The 18507-nt window shown below is 59.8% G+C and carries 14 protein-coding genes; 2 read left to right on the top strand and 12 right to left on the bottom strand.

Translation table 11 applies throughout. The annotated features are described in order from the left end of the window. Window positions 1–53: 53 nt before the first annotated feature. Window positions 54–1292: a hypothetical protein gene (locus A1355_RS12725; protein WP_064028651.1), complete on the bottom strand. Its 1239-nt coding sequence runs from the start codon at window positions 1290–1292 to the stop codon at window positions 54–56. Beyond that, complete coding sequence (gene ppx / locus A1355_RS12730) at window positions 1286–2788, bottom strand: exopolyphosphatase (RefSeq protein ID WP_064028707.1); 1503 nt, start codon at window positions 2786–2788, stop codon at window positions 1286–1288. Before ppx ends, A1355_RS12725 begins: the two co-directional genes overlap by 7 nt. A gap of 118 nt (window positions 2789–2906) precedes the next feature. Between ppx and A1355_RS12735 the strand changes: the two genes are divergently transcribed. Together A1355_RS12735 and A1355_RS12740 are read left to right on the top strand one after the other, a co-directional pair. Continuing rightward, window positions 2907–3812 (top strand): ABC transporter ATP-binding protein, encoded by a 906-nt coding sequence (locus A1355_RS12735; protein ID WP_064028653.1) that lies wholly within the window; start codon window positions 2907–2909, stop codon window positions 3810–3812. Further along, entirely contained in the window at window positions 3809–4573 is a 765-nt protein-coding gene (locus tag A1355_RS12740; protein ID WP_064028655.1) for an ABC transporter permease, read from the top strand. Before A1355_RS12735 ends, A1355_RS12740 begins: the two co-directional genes overlap by 4 nt. A 93-nt stretch (window positions 4574–4666) precedes the next feature. On the opposite strand, the gene A1355_RS12745 is transcribed toward A1355_RS12740, so the two are convergent. From A1355_RS12745 to A1355_RS12790, 10 genes are all read right to left on the bottom strand, one after another. Next, window positions 4667–5422, bottom strand: a complete 756-nt coding sequence (locus A1355_RS12745; protein WP_064028657.1) for a helix-turn-helix domain-containing protein — start codon at window positions 5420–5422, stop codon at window positions 4667–4669. Next, complete coding sequence (locus tag A1355_RS12750) at window positions 5422–6438, bottom strand: class 1 fructose-bisphosphatase (RefSeq protein WP_064028659.1); 1017 nt, start codon at window positions 6436–6438, stop codon at window positions 5422–5424. The genes A1355_RS12745 and A1355_RS12750 overlap by 1 nt, the downstream gene beginning before the upstream one ends. A gap of 127 nt (window positions 6439–6565) precedes the next feature. Next, window positions 6566–8368: a flagellar hook-length control protein FliK gene (locus A1355_RS12755; protein ID WP_064028661.1), complete on the bottom strand. Its 1803-nt coding sequence runs from the start codon at window positions 8366–8368 to the stop codon at window positions 6566–6568. 15 nt (window positions 8369–8383) lie between these two features. Continuing rightward, a complete protein-coding gene (locus A1355_RS12760) occupies window positions 8384–8842 on the bottom strand; it encodes an EVE domain-containing protein (RefSeq protein WP_064028663.1) in 459 nt (152 codons plus the stop codon). A gap of 45 nt (window positions 8843–8887) precedes the next feature. Beyond that, window positions 8888–10534, bottom strand: a complete 1647-nt coding sequence (locus A1355_RS12765) for an HD domain-containing phosphohydrolase (RefSeq protein ID WP_064028665.1) — start codon at window positions 10532–10534, stop codon at window positions 8888–8890. Further along, the gene (locus tag A1355_RS12770; protein WP_064028667.1) at window positions 10531–11757 is read right to left on the bottom strand and encodes a response regulator; all 1227 of its coding nucleotides are present in this window, start codon (window positions 11755–11757) and stop codon (window positions 10531–10533) included. The genes A1355_RS12765 and A1355_RS12770 overlap by 4 nt, the downstream gene beginning before the upstream one ends. Then, window positions 11750–13201 carry a two-component system sensor histidine kinase NtrB gene (locus A1355_RS12775; protein WP_064028669.1) on the bottom strand — a complete coding sequence of 484 codons (1452 nt, stop codon included), beginning with the start codon at window positions 13199–13201 and terminating at the stop codon, window positions 11750–11752. Before A1355_RS12775 ends, A1355_RS12770 begins: the two co-directional genes overlap by 8 nt. A 188-nt stretch (window positions 13202–13389) precedes the next feature. Next, on the bottom strand, window positions 13390–14562 hold the full coding sequence (locus A1355_RS12780; protein ID WP_064028671.1) for an EAL domain-containing protein: 1173 nt from the start codon (window positions 14560–14562) through the stop codon (window positions 13390–13392). A gap of 36 nt (window positions 14563–14598) precedes the next feature. After that, window positions 14599–17274: a nitrate reductase gene (locus A1355_RS12785; protein WP_064028673.1), complete on the bottom strand. Its 2676-nt coding sequence runs from the start codon at window positions 17272–17274 to the stop codon at window positions 14599–14601. A 12-nt stretch (window positions 17275–17286) separates the two neighbouring features. Continuing rightward, the gene (locus A1355_RS12790; RefSeq protein ID WP_082885529.1) at window positions 17287–18507 is read right to left on the bottom strand and encodes an NAD(P)/FAD-dependent oxidoreductase; all 1221 of its coding nucleotides are present in this window, start codon (window positions 18505–18507) and stop codon (window positions 17287–17289) included.

Here is an 18507-nt window from a genome sequence, read left to right on the forward strand (position 1 = left end):
TGGTGTAGCGGACGTTTCGTTCTCTTCGCCAGGATCGGAGCGGAGTTTTTTCGTTAGTCGGTGCGGTAGAGCGGTAAGTCGGAAATCCTTCGGTCGATTTCCGCTACCGTGGCGGCGTATTTCGGACTTCCAACTGTCTGGTAACGGTTTTTGAAGGTCTGGGCGTCCATGTGCTCGGGCAAGTCTTGCACGTCGGGGATAATCGCGGAATAGTCCTTGATTTGCGAGAGGACCTTCTGTAATTCCCTGGCCCGCTCGGTAGTCGAAATTGCCAGCGTGCCGAACTTGGTACCGGCCCGGTCCGCGCTCAAGTCGATAAAGCTAAAGCCGCTGCCTTTTTCCGCATCGCCCAATTCCTTGTCCACGCCAAGTTGTTCGCCTAAGAGTTTGGCATCGACCGCCGCCAGTAGCGCCGATGCAATGAAATGTTGCGGAATATCGACGCGTTTATAGGCGTAGACCGGAAGTTCCTTGCTGTACACCAAGCCGATTGGCAAAAAGCGGCGTAGCTCGCTTTTATAAATGTAACTGCCGACCGCGATAATGATCGCGCGGTTTTCCCGAATCGCGTCGGCTGCTTCGGTATTGCGGTAGGCAAAATCGAACAAGGGTTGTAGCAGATCGATCAATGACAAGCGCCAGGCCGGATCGTGTTGGCTGACGATAGTATTGATCTGCTGCTGATAGCGGTGCAGATTGGGGTATTCCCGATGTTTTTGGATGGCCAACTGCTTCGCCGATTCGACCACCGAGCCAAGATAACTGATTTCCAGCGCGTTCGGGGTGATCCTGACGTTTTGCACGTATTGGCTGGCGACCAGCCAATATTTTTTTAGGGGCGGGTATTCCACGATGGCGGGTATCAGCACATTCGCGGCCGGATCCGGGATGGATATTTCCCCGATTTTAAAGGATTTGATGCGGATGCCGCGGTCGGCTTGCCGAAGGCTGAAGTTGATGTCCAAATAGCGGCCCCACGGGTTTTCCGGTACGAAAATCGCGATTTGCGCCTGTAGGCGGTCGTTGAGCAACTGAATCTGGGTGGTGTTTTCGACGAAGTGGTTAAGCAGATAGCTGACCGCGATATTTAAGTCTTTTTGGTTTAAATTGACTGTTTTTACAGAGTCGCGTTCATCGGCGCTAACGTTCAGCAATTGCTTGGCGCGTTGGATGTCGTCGCGGTTCAGGCTTTGTTGGATTTGCGGCGATGGGCTGTCATCCAATGCAAAACACAGTAATATCGTAATCGATAGCGCTAGTCCCAGTAGCGAATAGAGCAGGCGTTTCAGCATTGATCGAAGATCAAATTGAAGCGGCTTTCCTTTAAATACAGCATTTCTTTTCTAAGATCGGCGTCGGTTAACGGCGCCTGTTCGAGCCAGCCTTGCGGAAAATCGATCCGGATGTCGCGATCTTCGACGTTCAGTTTGAAGTCAGGGCGCGGACTATGCCGATTGCGATGCAGTAGCGTGGCCAGTCTGAACAAGATCGCCATGATCGGCGCGTGTTGGCGCCAAGGCATGGGCAGGTCTTCGAAGCGGCAGGCCTTGAATTTCTTCCGGTGGCTGCGGACCAGCGACGCCAGCAACAATTGATCTTGTTTGGAAAAACCGGCCAGATCGCCATTCTCGATGATGTAAGCGCTGTGTTTATGATACTGGCTGTGTGCAATCTCGAAACCGATTTCGTGTAAATCGGCGGCCCATTCCAAAAACTGTAGCGTCGCCGGATTGTCGGCAAAGCTGGGGTGGTCGTTCAGTTGTTCGGCCATGTAGCGCAAAGTGGCCTTAAGTTGTTCGCTGTGGCGGCGATCTGTGTGGTAGCGGGCTGTTATTAATTCGCAGGTTTGGCCGCGAATATCGTGGTTGTAGATTCGGCCCAACAAATCGTAAACCAAACCTTCCCGCAGCGCACCGTCCGCGACGGTCATTTGTTCGATGTTCAGCGTCTTGAAAGTCGCGTAGACGATGGCTACCGCGCCGATGAAAACCGGCCGGCGCTCGATGCTGAGCGCCGGAAAGTCGATCTCGGCAATATCGTTCAGTTTCAACAGGTGTTCGACCAGCGCGTCCAGTCCCGCCATCGTAATGCCGTTGTTGCTCCAGCCGGAGGTTTGCAATACGTTACTGACTGCTTTCAGACTGCCGGAAGCGCCGATTGCCTCGTCCCATTGCTTGCGGTTGAAGGTGTCCTGAAACGGTTCCAAATGATGTTCGGCAAACAACATCGCGTTGCGAAAGGCTTTCTTGTTGATTTTGCCGCTTTTGAAAAATGCTTGGCTGACCGTGACGCAGCCCATGTTCAGGCTTTCCTTGATATGGGCGACATCTTCGCGGCCGATGATGTATTCGGTGCTGCTGCCGCCGATATCCATCACGAAACGATTGTTGGCATCGCTGCCCAGGCTATGGGCGACGCCCTGGTAAATCAAACGGGCTTCCTCGATGCCGGAAATGATGTGGATCGGGTGGCCCAGGGCTTTTTCGGCCTTGTTGATGAATTGCTGGGAATTGCGGGCGATGCGCAACGTGTTGGTGCCGACGATCGCCACGCTGTGCGGCGGAAAATTGCGGATACGTTGGCCGAATCGCTCCAGGCAGGCCAGCGCCCGTTCCTGGGTGGCCGGTTCCAGATTGCGGTTTTGATCCAGACCCGCCGCCAGACGCACCATCTCCTTTAAACGGTCCACGGTTTGTAGTTTGCCGTTCATCAAGCTGCAGATAATCATGTGGAAGCTGTTCGAACCCAGGTCCACGGCGGCAACGCTGGTCGGTATCGGAAATGGCAAAGTAGTATTCCTGTTCTGGCTGCTGAGTAAATGCCAATTCTGATAGAATCGACTGCTTTTACGGCCGGCGATCCGCGCCGGAACGTCATCACTACCGCCGGGCATTATAAACTAGAGCATGACGGCTTTATCCATCCGCAACCTAAAAAAAACCTATAACAATGGCTTCCAGGCCTTGAACGGCGTGGACTTGGACGTGGAACTCGGCGATTTTTTCGCATTGCTCGGCCCGAATGGCGCCGGCAAATCCACGTTGATCGGCATCGTCAGTTCGCTGGTCAACAAGTCCAGCGGGACTGTCGAAATCTTCGGTCACGACTTGGATCGCGACACGGCCGGCGCCAAGCGCTGTATCGGCTTGGTACCGCAGGAAGTCAATTTCAATCAATTCGAGACGGCGCATGGCGTGGTGTTGAACCAAGCCGGCTACTACGGCATTCCCCGCAAGCAAGCCCTGAGGCGCACCGAAATCTGTTTGCGGCAAATGGAGTTATGGGACAAACGCGATACCGTATCGCGGCGCTTGTCGGGCGGCATGAAGCGGCGGCTGATGATCGCCAGAGCCATGGTGCACGAGCCGCGTCTGCTAATCCTGGACGAGCCTACCGCCGGCGTCGACATTGAGATTCGCCGGGCGATGTGGGACATGATGCAAGAGGTCAACCAGCAGGGGACGACGATCATCCTGACCACCCATTATCTGGAAGAAGCCGAAAGCCTGTGCCGCAACATCGCCATCATCGACGATGGCCGGATCGTTGAGCATTCGGCGATGAGCGATCTGCTGGCCAAGCTGCATACCGACCATTTCGTGCTGGATATTGCCGAGCCGCTCCGCGAGGCGCCGGCCATTGCCGGTTGCGCGATCGCGTTGGCCGGGGAGCGCGTGCTTGACGTTTCGGTACCCAAGGCGCTGGGGCTGAACCGCCTGTTTCAGGAGTTGTCGGCGCGGGGCATCGAAGTGCTGAGCCTTAGAAACAAATCCAACCGCTTGGAGCAAATGTTTATGGACCTGGTGCAATGACGTACTCCGTCGCGTTTTGGACGATCCTGGGCAAGGAGATTCGCCGCTTCACTCGCATCTGGCCGCAAACCTTGTTGCCGCCGGCGATCACGACCGCATTATACTTTTTGATCTTCGGCAAGCTGATCGGCGAGCGCATCGGCTTGGTGCACGGCGTCAGCTACATGGATTACATCGTACCGGGCATTATTTTGATGTCGGTGATCAGCCATTCCTATTCCAACGTGGTGTCGTCGTTTTATTCGACCAAGTTTCAACACCATATCGAGGAATTGCTGGTGGCGCCGGTGCCGAATTACGTGATACTGGCCGGCTATGTGTGCGGCGGCATCGCCCGCGGCGTGCTGGTCGGCTTGGTGGTGGCGGGGATTTCGATGCTGTTTACCAAGATCCAAGTGCTGCATTGGGACCTGGTTTGCGTGGTGTTCGTGTTGACCGCGACCTTGTTCGCGCTGGCCGGCTTCATCAATGCGGTGTTCGCAGACAGTTTCGACGACATCTCGATCATCCCCAACTTCGTACTGACGCCGCTCAGCTACCTGGGCGGCGTGTTCTATTCGGTGGCGATGTTACCCGAGGTCTGGCAACAGGTGGCTCGGGCCAATCCGATCCTGTACATGATCAACGCCTTCCGCTACGGCATGATAGGTGTCAGCGACGTTCCCATCCTGCTGGCCTTCGAAATGACGGCCGGCGTCATCGCGCTGCTGATAGGCCTGAGTTTGTGGTTGCTGCACAAAGGCGTCGGCATCAAAAACTGAGACCGTTTCGGACCGTTTAAGCGAATCCGTGCCTGCTGAAAGTCTAAAATGCCGGGATTGCGATCCAGAGGCCGGGCGCGGCCAAGCGGTCGTTCAATCGGTCGATTGCAGCAGTTTGCGGAGCGCGGTCGGGTTTTTGATGGCGATAAAGCGGTTTTGCACGCTGATCAGATCGTCGTCCTGAAATTTTTTCAACATCCGGCTGACCGTTTCCAGCGCCAGACCCAGGTGATTGCCGACTTCCTGGCGGGTCAGCGACAATTTAAATTCGGACGACGAGAAACCGCGCCGCTTCAGGCGCTCGGACAGGCTGATCAGGAAATAAGCCAACCTTTCCTCGGCCGGGCGCTTGCTGAGCACCAACTGGTTTTTGTCCTCTATCATTTTTTCGCCGGTATGGCGGAACAATTCGCGGGTCAGGCTGGGTACGTTTTGGAACAATTCTTCCATGCTGTCGGCCGGCAGGATGCAGAAACTCATGGTTTCCAGCGCGATCGCCGCGCAGCCGTGCTTGGCGCCGGACAGGCCATCGAAGCCGAGCAGTTCGCCGGGCAACAATATATTCAGGATGTGTTCGTTGCCGTGGTTGTCGTTGGCGACCAGTTTGGCGCTGCCGGACTTGATCGCCAGAATGCCGCGAAAATTATCGCCCTCGCGGTAGATGAAATCGCCGCGTTGCAGGGTTTTCCGGGCGCGGATGACCTGGCTGATGTTGGCGATCTCGGATTGCGACAAGCCGCGCGGCAGGCAAATGTTGTCCAGGCTGCAATTGGCGCAACTGACTTGCTTGTTGAGGGCGACGACCTTGGCGTCGCTGCCGGCCGAGTCGCAATGTTGCAGGTTGTTCATTAGGCTGCTCCGTCCATGTCCCGGTGGTAGCCGACGATGCGTTCCACCTCGTTTTTCGAGCCCAGGATCAACGGCACCCGTTGATGGATGCTGGTGGGCTTGACGTCCAGCACCCGTTCCCGGCCGGTGCTGCAGGCACCGCCGGCCTGCTCGATGATGAAGGCCATCGGATTGGCTTCGTACAGTAGCCGCAGCTTGCCGGGCTTGGCCGGATTGCGCAGGTCGAATGGGTACATGAACACGCCGCCGCGATTCAAAATCCGGTAGACCTCGGCGACCAGCGACGCCACCCAGCGCATGTTGAAGTCGCGCTCGCGCGGGCCGTCGGAGCCGGCGACGCATTCGTCCACATAGCGTTTGATCGGGGCTTCCCAGAAACGCTGGTTGGACATGTTGATCGCGAATTCGCTGGCGTCTTCGGGTATTTTCATGTTGCAGTGGGTCAGGATGAATTCGCCGACGTCCTGATCCAAGGTAAAGCCGTTGACGCCGTTGCCGGTGGTCAGCACCAGCATCGTCGAGGGGCCGTACAGCACAAAGCCGGCGCAGACTTGTTCGCTACCCTTGCGCAGAAAATCCTCGGGTTCCGGCTCGACGCCTTCCCGGCAGCGCAGGATCGAAAATATCGTGCCGACGGTCAGATTGATGTCGATGTTGGACGAGCCGTCCAGCGGATCGAACAACACCAGGTATTTGCCCTTGGGATATTGCTTGGGAATCTGGATCGGGTCGTTGATTTCCTCGGAAGCCATGCCGCCCAGCGAACCGCTCCAATCCAGCGCCCGGACCATGATGTCGTTGGTGATGATGTCCAGCTTTTTTTGGACTTCGCCCTGGACGTTTTCCGATTCCGCGCTGCCCAACACGCCGATCAGCGCGCCGCAATTGACCCGATGCGAGATTTGCTTGCAGGCGGTGACGATGTTGTTCAGCAATAGCGTGAAGGTACCCGATGCCTCCGGCAGTCCGCGCTGCTGTTCGATGATGAACTGGGTCAGGGTGACTTGGTTGGTCATGCGGTGATTCTCCGTCGGGTATTCGAATAGGTGTTCGGGCGCAACGCTTGCGCGCGACCGATGGTTGGTCGGAAATCGGTCGGCGCGCGGCGCGAAGGGGTGGCCGGGAATGGTTTCATCGGGGCGTTCAAACTTTTTCGCTTAACAGCGTTTGCGGCGGTAACGCGGGCGGTTGGGGCTGGGCGGGTCGGCCTTGTTGTGCGTCCATAAATCCGGGCGTTAATCCTTTTTGTTCAAATTGTTGCCTGAGTTCGGGCAGGCGGCTGTCGATCAGCTCGACGGTACGGGGCGACTCGCTCCAGAAGCGGGTGTTGACGCTGCCGTCGTAGCAGGAAATTTTGCAATGTATTGTACCAATAAGCGGCGGGCTTAGGCTAATGCTGACGGTCCAGGCATCCTTATGTTCCTCGCTTCCGCCGGTTTGGTCGCGTTCGATGCACAGCCGCAGGCTGTCGGCTTGGTCGGCGTTGAAGAAGGGTAGTTCCAGAAACCAGACCTGTTTGGTCGCGTCGTCCCTGGGTAGCGAATTCAGTTGATCGAGCGTCAATTTGGCTAGGCCGCCCTGGGCTTTTTGCAGCGTTTCGCTGAGCGGTTCGCGCTCGGCGGCGGGTAGCGCGGTTTGTTCGGCCAGTTCCCGCTGCAGCAAGGCGACGAATTTGCTCAACTTCAACTTGAAGTCCTCGGGCGGCGGCGTTTGATCGGGCGGCGGATGCGGGCCGCCGAACCAGTCGCTTTCCATGAACAGGCCGGAGCCACGAATCGCTTGCCGTAGCGGCGCGGGTTCGAGCAAGGCCGCGCGGGGCGGTATCGCGGCCAGCAGATTGAGCGCGGCGCGTTTCAGGGTTTCACCGACATTCGCGCCGGCGAAGTCGGCCGTTACCACGCGTGCCAGATGGCTGGCGAACTGGGCCGGCGGGGTTTGCATCGGTAGCAGTTGTTTGTAAGCGGCGGCGACCAAGGCTTCGGTATCCGCGCCGCGCGGCGATAGCGCGACCATCGGCCCGTCGGCGGTTTTAACGATGTGTAGCGTTACGGTCTGGCCCGGCGCGGGCGGCGCGGAGACGCTGGTCGGCGCATTGCCGGTGCCGCTGGCCGGCTGGGACCACGTCCATTGTTTGTCGGTCAGCGTAATCAGATCGGCGCGCGGGTTTGGCGGGCTGGCCGTCGGATTGCTCGAAAGCGGTGGCGAAAACGATGACGATGGCGAAAGCGGTGGCGTTGGCGACGGTGGCGTTGGCGACGGTGGCGTTGGCGATGGTGGTATCGGCGATGCCGGGTTGGCGGCGGGCAGCAATTGCAAGGTCAATCGACCGGCATCGGCCTTAACCACGACCGCCGTCACGCTGGCGGCCGGGTTCGAGTTCGCCGGAGCAGAGGCGGGCACCGCCCCGCCGGCCCCGGCCGCCAAGGTCGCGGAGGGAGAGGAAGTCGCCGAGCTGGCGGGGTTCGCTGAGGTCGCCGCGCCTAAATTCGCCGGCGCGGTCGGCAGTTTGAAAACGCCGCCGTTGCTAGCGCCGGCTACCGGCAAAAATTCGTTTCGATTCGGCTGACTGACCGCCACCAGGCGCAGTTCGGCGGTCGGCGCCAATTTGACGACTTGGAGTTGCAGGGTCTGGCCGACTTGGACCGGCATTCGCGCGGGGTTTTGCAACAGCAGGTTGCGCTCGCCGATTGTCACCGTCACGGCCTGGTTTGGGCTATCCACCAGCGTGATTTTGGCTTCCACCAATTGATTGAGCTTGAGTTCGGGGAGTTCCTCCGCGACCTTGTTCAAGCTGGCTTGCAAGCGGGCGTCCAACGGCAGGTTGATATCCATGACTTCCCCTTGGCCGGCGGCCGTCAGGTTTAGGATGATGCGTACCGCTTCGGCGAGGGCCGGTAGTTCGGCGTAAGCCGGCGGCGCCGATCCGGATGCCGTGATGTCAGCCATGGCACGGCCGGCCGGCTATTCCAGGCCGAGGATGAAGTCCCAGTGCGCGGCGCCGACCGGCATCACGGACAAGCGGTTGCCGCGGCGCAGCAAGGCCAATTCGGCCAGTTCGGACTTTTCCTTCAACTCCTTGAGGGTGATGTTACGCGCCAATTCGCGGACGAATTTGACGTCCACCATGAACCAGGTCGGATTGTCCGGACGGCTTTTCGGGTCGAAATGGATATTGTCCGGATCGAAGGCGGTGAAGTCCGGATAGCCGGCCTTGACGACCTGCATGATGCCGACGATGCCCGGTTCGGCGCAGTTGGAATGGTAGAAAAACACCAGGTCGCCCGGCTGCATGTCGTCGCGCATCATGTTGCGGGCTTGATAGTTGCGGACGCCGTCCCAATGCTCGGTTTGCTCGGGTTTGCGTTGCAAGTCGTCGATGCCGAAAGTGTCCGGTTCGGATTTCATCAACCAATAGTTCATCTCGGTTCCTCGAGGCGGTGGCTAGCGTTGTCGGCATTGTCTCCGCTATTGGTCGTCGGGTGCAAGTACCTCGACGTGGTCGGCGTAAGTTTCGGCGATGCGATGAAATTGCGGTTCGAGTTCCTGGAAGGCCGCGACGATGTCGGGATCGAAGTGGCTGCCGTTACCTTCGACGATCAAGTTCATCGCTTCCTCGCGCGGCATCGGCGCTTTGTAAACCCGGCGGCTGGTCAGCGCGTCGTATACATCGACCAAGGCCAGGATTCGGGCGGACAGGGGAATGTCCTCGCCTCGCAAGCCCAGCGGATAACCGCTGCCGTCCCAGCGTTCGTGGTGGCCGTAGGCGACGTCCATGCCGCATTTGATGAAGCCCTGCGACGGATATTGCTCGTAAACCGAACGCAGCGTATCGCCGCCGATCGCCGCGTGGGTTTTCATGATCTGAAATTCTTCCGGCGTCAACCGACCGGGCTTTTTCAAAATCGCGTCGGGGATGCCGACCTTGCCGATGTCGTGCAGCGGCGACGAGCGCACCAGATCCTGAGTGAATTCGGCGGTCACGCTGGCGGCATAGCGCTCGGTGCAACTCATGTGGCGGCAAATCAGCTCGCAATATTTCTTCAGACGCAATAGGTGCGAGCCGGTTTCCGGATCGCGGTATTCGGACAGTTTAGCCAACGCGGTGATGATGGCGTCTTGAGCTTCGATAAAGGCTTCGCGGTGCCAGTGGCTTTGTAACGCGGTGGCGGTGACGTTCAGCATGCCGATCAATGTCGACAAGGTGTCGGCCGTCAGGGAAGGTCCGTCGCCGGCCAGTGTGACCAGGCCGATGACGCCGCGAGAACTGACCATCGGCAGACAGGCCAGCGGCTGGCCGGTAAACCAGGCGATGCCGCCGCCGTCCAGAGGAGAACCGAATTGCCAACGCCGGTTCTCGGCGATCGCGCGGCGAATCGCGCCCTCGGGCAGATCGGCGACGGCGAACTGGTTCGGTTCGCCGTTTTGCGGATGGAAGCAGCGAAACTGTTGATCGGCCCCCGGACTCAGCCACAAACCGATCGCATTGCTACCGATCAGCTCGGTCAACGCGGCGATCAGTGCCGATACCACGCCTCTTGAGTCGTTCAAGCGGGTCATGTTGGCCACGTAGCGATATTGCAAGGCGAGGGCGCGGGTTTTCTTGGCCACCAAGTCTTCGAGGTGCGCGTTGAGTTGGCCGAGTTGATGGTTGGCTCGCTGCAACTGGCTTTGCAGGATTTGCTCGGCCATTTTCAGGCGATATTGCTCCAGGCCGTCGTTCAAGGTCTCGCGCAGAATTTCCGGCGGACAGGGTTTGTTTAAAAAGCGGGCGATATGAGCGCTGTGTAGCGCGTTGACGGCGATGTCCAATTCGGCCCGCCCGGTCAACATGACCAAGACCGTATTGGGATACTGCCGGTACACCGCATTTAAAAAGGCGATGCCGTCCATATCCGGCATGTTGTAATCGGACACCACCACCGCGAACGGTCCCTGCTCGGCCAGGATGCGCAAGCCGGCCGCGCCGCCGTCGGCGACGGTCAGGTCGAAATCGCGGCGCAATTGGCGCTTGATGCCCTCCAACAGCAGGATTTCGTCGTCGACGAACAGGATTTTCCGGCTGATCTCGGGTAAGGCGGCCGGCTCGGCGGTCGGATTGCTGGGTAGGGTCATCGGCTGCCTCCGGCTTGTTCCGCGACTTTTTCCGCCAACGCCCGCCATTCCGCAAGACGTTCCCATTTGCCCAAACGCCGCAGATAGGCTTCGTCCAATTGCATTTCGAACAAATGGCTGTAGTCGTTCGGATTCGCCGGCTGCAACAGGCAAGCGGCGACGTGAACGGCGGTTAATGCGTTGACGCCGTCGTAATCGGTCTCGTTGGGGGTGTAATGCAACAAAATCGCTTCGATGATGCGCGGCGGGATTTTCCACAGGCTCAACACATAGGCCGCCGCCTGACAGCGATTGAAGCCGAAAATCTCGGTTTCCAAGGCCGTTATCGGTTGCTCGTGGCGTTTGGCGCGCGCCAACAATTCCAGAGTTTTGCCGCCGCCGCGCGACAGAAAAAGCAGCAAGCCCATATTGTGCAGCAAGCCGCCCAGGTAGGCTTGGTCCGGACGGTCTTCGCGCTGATGTTCGGCTAGCGCGATCAGGCGTGCCAACTCGCCGACCCGGCCGGCGTTTTGCCACAAATATTCCATTTTTCGCTCCAATTCCGGACTGGCGATCGGAAACGCAGTCTTCACATGTACCGACAAGACCAGATTGTTCAGGCGCTTGATGCCGATCAGATTGATGGCGTCGGTCAGGCTGGAGACCACCCGGTTCAGTCCGAAATAGGGCGAGTTGATCAGTTGCAGCAATCGGGCCGATAGCACCATGTCGCGGGCGAAAATGTCGGCGATGTCCTTGGTGGTGGTGTTTTCGTCGGCGATCGCCGCGTTCAACTCCCGGTAGATCGCGGGCAGGCTGGGCAGGGCGTTGGCATCCCCGAGCGTGCCAGCGATCAGCGGATCGTTGATGCAATCTTGGATTTTGAAGATTTGGCTCAGCGCTTCCCGCAAGGTTTCGGCGCTGCAAGGCTTGCTCAAATACTGGTGGGCGACTTCCAGGCTCTGTTTCAGGTTGTTTTCGTCGGTGTAGCCGCTCAACATGATTCTAACCACGCCGGGATAGCGCTCGGCGACGGTCTTCAGCAATTCGTAGCCGTGCATCGCCGGCATCATCATATCGCTAACCACCAAGTCGATTTTCTCCGCCGCCATGATGGCTAGGGCTTGCGCGCCACTCGTCGCGAAATACAGCCGCCATTGCTCGCGGTAGGGCCGCAATTGGCGTTGTATACCTTGAATAACCAATTCCTGGTCGTCGACAAACAGTATGTGCTTCTTAGTCATTTTCGGTAACCGGTGCCTGCGGGTCGAGCGGCAACAGTACGTGGAAGGTGGTGCCGAGTCCCGCCTCGGATTCGAAGTATAGTCTGCCTCGGTGTCGCTCCACGATAATGTTGTGGGCCAGGCTCAGCCCCTGGCCGGTGCCCTTGCCGACCGGTTTGGTCGTGAAAAACAGGTTGAAGACTTTCTCCCGAATCTCGGCCGGAATGCCCGCGCCGTTGTCGCGGATGCGGATTTCCACCATATCGCCGAGCTTGTGGGTGGCGATATGGATCACGCCGCGTTCGCCGCCTTTTTCTTCGATGGCATGGGCGGCGTTGATGATCAGGTTGAGCAGGACCTGGCTAAGTTCGTTGGCGTAGCAGGGCACGGCAGGCAAATCGGCGGCGAGGTCGGTTTCGACGTCGGCAATGTATTTGCAGGCGTTTCGGCTGATGGTGATCGCGCCGGCGACGGTGTCGTTCAGGTTGATCGCTTGCCGGGATTGGCTAGGTTCGACGTGCGAAAAAGTCTTCATGGCCTTGACGATTTCGGCGACCCTGGTCACGCCTTCCAGCGCTTGGCCGATGGCTTTGGGACTGTCGTCCAGAATATAGGCCAGATCGAATTGCTCGCCGAGATCGTCTAGCCGGGTTTTCGAGGCCGGGTCGGCTTGTTGGTAAACCGCCGACTGCCAGGCGCTCAGGTCGGCGAAGTAGTTTTGCAACGCGGCCAGGTTGTCGCCGATATATTGAATCGGCGTGTTGATTTCGTGAGCCACGCCGGACGCCAGTTGGCCGATGGCTTCCAGTTTTTGAGCTTGGGTCAGTTGGGTTTGCAGTGCCTTGGTTTCGCTGACGTCGTCGAGGATGCCGCAAAACAGCGTCTCGCCGTCGATTTCGATGGGGCTGATGTGCAATTGCACTGCAAAAATTTCGCCGGAGGCACGGCGGCCCTGGAACTCGCGGCGCTGGTTCATGGCGCGGCTTTCCCGTGTCGCGATGTAGTGCGCCAAATAACCGTCGTGTCGGCTTGCAATGTCGGCCGGCATCAGCCGTTTGACGTTTTCGCCCACCATTTGTCCGGCGGCGTAGCCGAAAATGCGTTCCGCGCCGCGATTGAAACTTCGGATCGCTCCGGTTTGATCGATGGTGATGATCGCGCTGGGCGCGGTATCCAGAATTGTGTTCAGTTGGCTGGTTTGCCGCTCCAAACTGCGCATTTTTTGTTGCAGTGTTTCGTTTTGACGGCCCAGCAGATAGCCGGCTAGGCCCAGAACCAGCGGAGCGCCCCAGATGACCCACAGTTCGGGGTGGAGCCGGTGCAAGGAGGCGAGAGTGGTCAGATCAAGCTGGAAGTCCTCGCCATTCAACAGAAAGGCGCTAGTACCCAGTGGGAACAACAGTCCCAGGCCCGCGGCCAGGATAGCGAATGAAAGTGAAGTGGGGATGCGCGATGGCTTGGTCATTCCGTAAGCTCGGTAGGTACGCGCCGTAAAGCGTTGCGATCACCGGTTTCCGGCGCGGGGAGGTTTGGTCGCCTACACGCCTGAAAAACCCGGAATGCCTTCAATCGCGGGAACGGACGCACGAAAAGCGCCGACCCGGGCCTAAACCCGCTTCCTGATGCGCCGCCGCTTGAAAGAGTATAGACCGCTTAATCGACCGCGACGGTATCGACCAGCAATAATCGGTCGCCGTCCAGCCGTAATGCCAGCGTTTTACAGAGCAGGTTGGTCTCGAAATCGCGATAGCGTTCGGAACTGACGATGCGGTCGCGGTCGCCGCAATGTTCTAGTGCCAACAGTTGAAAGAAATAAGGCCGCCATGACCAATTGAAGCCGATCTTGCGCGGATCGGTAAACCAGCGGTTGGCGCTGAAATTGAAGTCGGGGGAAATCTGGTCGCCCAGGTTGTTGCACAGATAAAAGCGGATTACGCCGCTTTCCGCGAAATTCCAACTGACCAGCTCGTTGAGATTGAAATCGTCCTGCAAAGCCTCCGCCAGCCGATAGGCCAAGCTCTTGAGGGTGTTGATGGCGTTGATTTTGCGTTCTTCGCGGACCAGGGTTTGTTTTAGAAACTTGCCGCGCAACGAGGCAATGTGTTGCTGATATTGCTGGGCCGGCTTGAAATCGGCCTCGGCCTTGCCGAACAAAAAACCCTGCATATATTGCGCGCCGCAGTCCAACCCGAACCAGAATTCCTCGTCGGTTTCGACGCCTTCGCAGGTCAGCCGGGCGCCGGTGCGCTTGCCCAGTCGCGACAACACTTGCATGATGTCGCCGGCGATGCCGCCCTTGGCGGCTTGCTTGAACAAGCGCATGTCGATCTTGATGATGTCGGGCTGGACCGCGATCAGCCGTTCGAGTTGCGACGAGCCGGCGCCGAAATCGCCGATCGCCACGCTCAGGCCGTGTTTGCGGTAGCGCTGGACGATTTGCTTGAGTTTTTGCGGATCGGCGGGGGCGTCGGAGATTTCGACGATGACTCGGCCGCGGTCGATATTCAGTTCTTCCAGCATCCGCACCGTCGGCACCGCGTTCAGCTGGCGCAGATTGTCTATCCAGGCCGCCGAGATATTGATGGCCAGAAAACTGTTGGGATCGGCGTGTTCGGCAAATTTTTGCAAGGCCTGCCAACGCACTTGGCGATCGAGTTCGGTTCGCTGCTTGGCGTCGATGTCGGCCGAGGAAAACCAAGCGCCGGCCGAAACCACGCGGCCGTTAGCGTCGTGCTGGCGGGCCAGCGCCTCGTAGCCGACGATCTGGCCGCTGGCGGTGGAAATGATAGGTTGAAAATACGGAAATAACTGTAGTTTGGCTTGCATCGTTCCCTGGTGGCTGCTCGCATGCGCGTTGTTAGTTCAGGTCGCTAGAAAAACCTTCAACTCGGGCAGGCAGGAACCGCAGCCGGTACCCGCCCCCAGGCAGGCGCCGATCTCGGCGACATTGCCGAGCTTGCGGTCGCGAACCGCTTGCCGAATGGTTTTCTCGCCTACATTGAAACACGAACAGACGATTCGGCCAATATCGGCTTCGCCGGCGGGCGGCGCGCCGCTCAACAGGCTCAGGCGTTCGCCCCGGCTCAAGGCCGTTTTGCCGAACAAGGTCGCGATCCAGCCGGGTTCCGGCAATTCCGGCCCGGCGCCGACGAATAAACAAGCTTGCAGGCCGGCTTCGGTGATCAGAGCAGTCCGAAAGTCGCCGGATGGCGGATCGCTGTATTCCAGCCAGTGGCGGTCCAACCGTTCGGCCGCATTGGCGGCCAGCCGGTGGCGACTCCAGACTCGCCAGTCCCGGCCGGTATGGCCGCCGGCCAGTTGGTAACGGTAAAAACCGTCGCCGCGCATCTCCACCCGGTATTCGCAGTCCGATAGCGGCAAGGCTTGCCGGGACAACAGTACGGCATGCCAGCCGGCCGGCCAGGATTCGATGGCGACCGGCGTTTGCTTGCTTTCCGGCTGACCGGACAAGGGATCGACCACCGGATTGACCAACGCGCCCATCCGGCCGTGGCTGCTGTTGACGCCGGTCCAGTGCATCGGCACGAACAAGCTGCCGGGCCGTTGTTCGGCGCTGATCGCGATCTTGGCGAGCATGCCGCCCCAGCGGCTGGTCAGTTTGGCGATGGCACCGGCCGGCAACCGCAGGCGGGCGGCGTCGTCCGGATGGATTTCGACGCAAGGTTCGACTTGGTGGGTGTTCAGTTTGGCGGCCAGGCCGGTGCGGGTCATCGTGTGCCACTGGTCGCGCAAACGGCCGGTATTCAGCGTGAACGGATAGTTGGCGTCGGGCACGTGGCGGGGAGGGCGGGGCGACACCGGCACGAAGTGGGCTTTGCCGTTGGCCGTGAAAAACCGGCCGTCGCCGAACAGCCGGGCAGTGCCGCCGGCCGCGCTCACCGGCCATTGCAGCGGTTGCAGGTCGGAATAGGCCGGATCGCTCAGCTCGGCCAGACCGGACAGATCGAAGTCGCGGCGACCGTGCCCGGCATCGTTTTCGAAGGCCGACAGCGCGGCGTGTTCGCGGAAAATCTCGGCGCTGGACCGGTAGGCGAAAGCCTCGCCAAAGCCCAGGCGTTGCGCCACCTGGCTGAAGATCCACCAGTCGTGGCGGGCCTCGCCGGACGGCGCGAACAACGCGCGTTGGCGGGAAATCCGCCGCTCCAGATTGGTGACGCTGCCGTCTTTTTCGCTCCAGCCGGTGGCCGGCAGCAGCACGTGCGCCAATCGAGTGGTGTCGGTATCGGCGATGCAATCGGACACCACCACGAAATCGCAAGCCTGCAACGCCTGCCTGACCCGGTCGGCGTCCGGCATCGACGCGACCGGATTGGTGGCGACGATCCAGATTGCCTTGATCTTGCCGGCGGCGACCGCGTCGAACAGTTCCAGCGCTTTCAGGCCCTGGCGGTCGGCGACCCGCTGGCTACCCCAAAATCGGCCGACTCGTTCCACATGGGCCGGATTGTCCAAATCCATGTGCGCGGCCAACATGTTGGCGAGGCCGCCGACCTCGCGGCCGCCCATCGCGTTGGGTTGGCCGGTGAACGAAAACGGCCCCATGCCCGGCCGGCCGATGCGGCCGGTGGCCAGATGACAGTTGATGATGGCGTTGCATTTGTCCGAACCAGAACTGGATTGGTTGATGCCTTGCGAGTACACCGTGACGGTTTTTTCGGTCGCGGCGAACCAGTCGAACAGCAAACCGACGTCGGCGGCGGCCAGACCGCAATTCGCGGCGGTGGCGGCGATGTCCGGCGCGGCGCTTCGCGCTTGCGCCAAGGCCGCCTCGAAGCCTTCGGTATAAGCCGTAATATAGGCGGCGTCGGTGGCGCCGGTCGCCGCCAAATGACCGAGCAGGCCGTCGAACAGCAGCCCGTCCATGCCGGGTTGAATCGGCAGATGCAGGTCGGCGATGTCGCAACTGGCGGTGCGGCGCGGATCGACCACGACGATTTTCAACGCCGGATTGCGTTCCTTGGCCTTGCGGATGCGCTGGAAGGCGACCGGGTGACACCAAGCCGCGTTGGAGCCGACCAGCACGATCAAATCGGCCAGTTCCAGGTCTTCGTAATTGCACGGCACCGCGTCGGCGCCGAAGGCCCGCTTATAGCCGACCACCGCCGACGACATGCACAGCCGCGAGTTGGTATCGATATTGGCCGAGCCGATGAAGCCCTTCATCAATTTGTTGGCGACGTAGTAATCCTCGGTCAGCAATTGGCCGGATACATAGAAGGCCACCGAATCCGGGCCGTGCTCGGCGATCGCGGCTCGGAAACGCTCGGCGACCAGATCCAGCGCGCTGTCCCAATCGGCGCGGGCACCGCCGATACGCGGATAGAGCAGGCGGTTTTCCAAAGACACGGTGTCGGCCAGTGCGGCGCCCTTGGAACATAACCGGCCGAAATTGGCCGGATGCTCCGGATCGCCGGCGATCCGGACGCGGTGGCCGGCGGCATCCTCGATTTCTGCCGAGATGCCGCAGCCGACACCGCAGTAAGGGCAAGTGGTCTTGACGATGGTGGTTGGACTCATGGTGCTATTGTCTCAGGCGGCCTCGGCGGTTGTCGCGCCGCCAAACAGTAAGCGCCGGCGTCTGTCGCTCACCGGCACGCCGTCGCGGACCAAGCGCAGATAGCCATTGGCATCGCCGGTATCGCCGTACAGAATCACGCCGATCGGCACGTCGCCGCGCAGTACCACTTTTTTATAGATGCCGAGGCCATAATCGACGAAGCGCAGGGTTTCGCTGTCGGCATCGCCGTCGAAGTCGCCAACCGAAAATAAATCGATGCCGGTGACTTTCAACATGGTCGCGGCGAAACCGGTCCGATAGCTGCCCGTGCCGCCGGCCAGTTGGTCGGCGCAGATTCTGGCTTGTTCGTAGACCGGCGCCACCAAGCCGAACAATTCGCCGCGATGTTCGATGCATTCGCCGACCGAGTACACGGCCGGATCGCTGGTTTGCATCGCATCGTCGACAACGATGCCGCGCCGGCATTCCAGGCCGGCGGCCTCGGCCAGCCCGATATTCGGCCGAATGCCGGTAGCCATCACCAGCAAATCGGCGGGTAGTTTTTGGCCGTTGTCCAGTTCGACCTCGACGACGTGGCCGGCGCGGCTGGCAATCGCCGCGATCGTGGCGCCGAGTTGGAATTCCATGCCGGTTTCGGCCAGGTGCCGGCGCAGGAATTCGCCGGCCTGGGCGTCGAGTTGCCGGTTCAGCAAGTGGTCGGCGCGGTTGACCACGGTGACTTGCATGCCGCGTTTTAACAAGCCGTTGGCCGCTTCCAGTCCCAGCAGGCCGCCGCCCAGCACCACCGCGTGACGGCGCCGGGCCGATTTGGCGATCATTGTCTCGACGTCGGCGATGTCGCGAAAGCCCATCACGCCGTCGCAGTCGCGGCCCGGAATGTCCAGCAGCAGCGGCAGCGAACCGGTGGCGATTAGCAGTTTATCGTAGTCCGCCGTCGTGCCGTCGCGCGCTATGACTTGGCGTCGCGTCCGGTCGATGGCGACCACGGCTTTGGCGGGGCCGCAGTGTAGCGTGATGGCGCGGCTCCGGTACCAGTCGAAGTCGTGGATCACGATATCGGCGAAATTTTTCGCGCCGTACAGCACCGGCGTCAGCATGATGCGGTTGTAGTTGCCGTGCGGTTCGGCGCCGAATACGGTGATGTCGTAAAGGTCGGGGGCGATTTGCAGCAGTTGTTCGACGGTCCGCATGCCGGCCATGCCGTTGCCGACGACGACGAGTTTCGGTTTCAT

Origin of the sequence: Methylomonas koyamae (assembly GCF_001644025.1) — a bacterium.
GTDB classification, from domain to species: domain Bacteria; phylum Pseudomonadota; class Gammaproteobacteria; order Methylococcales; family Methylomonadaceae; genus Methylomonas; species Methylomonas koyamae_A.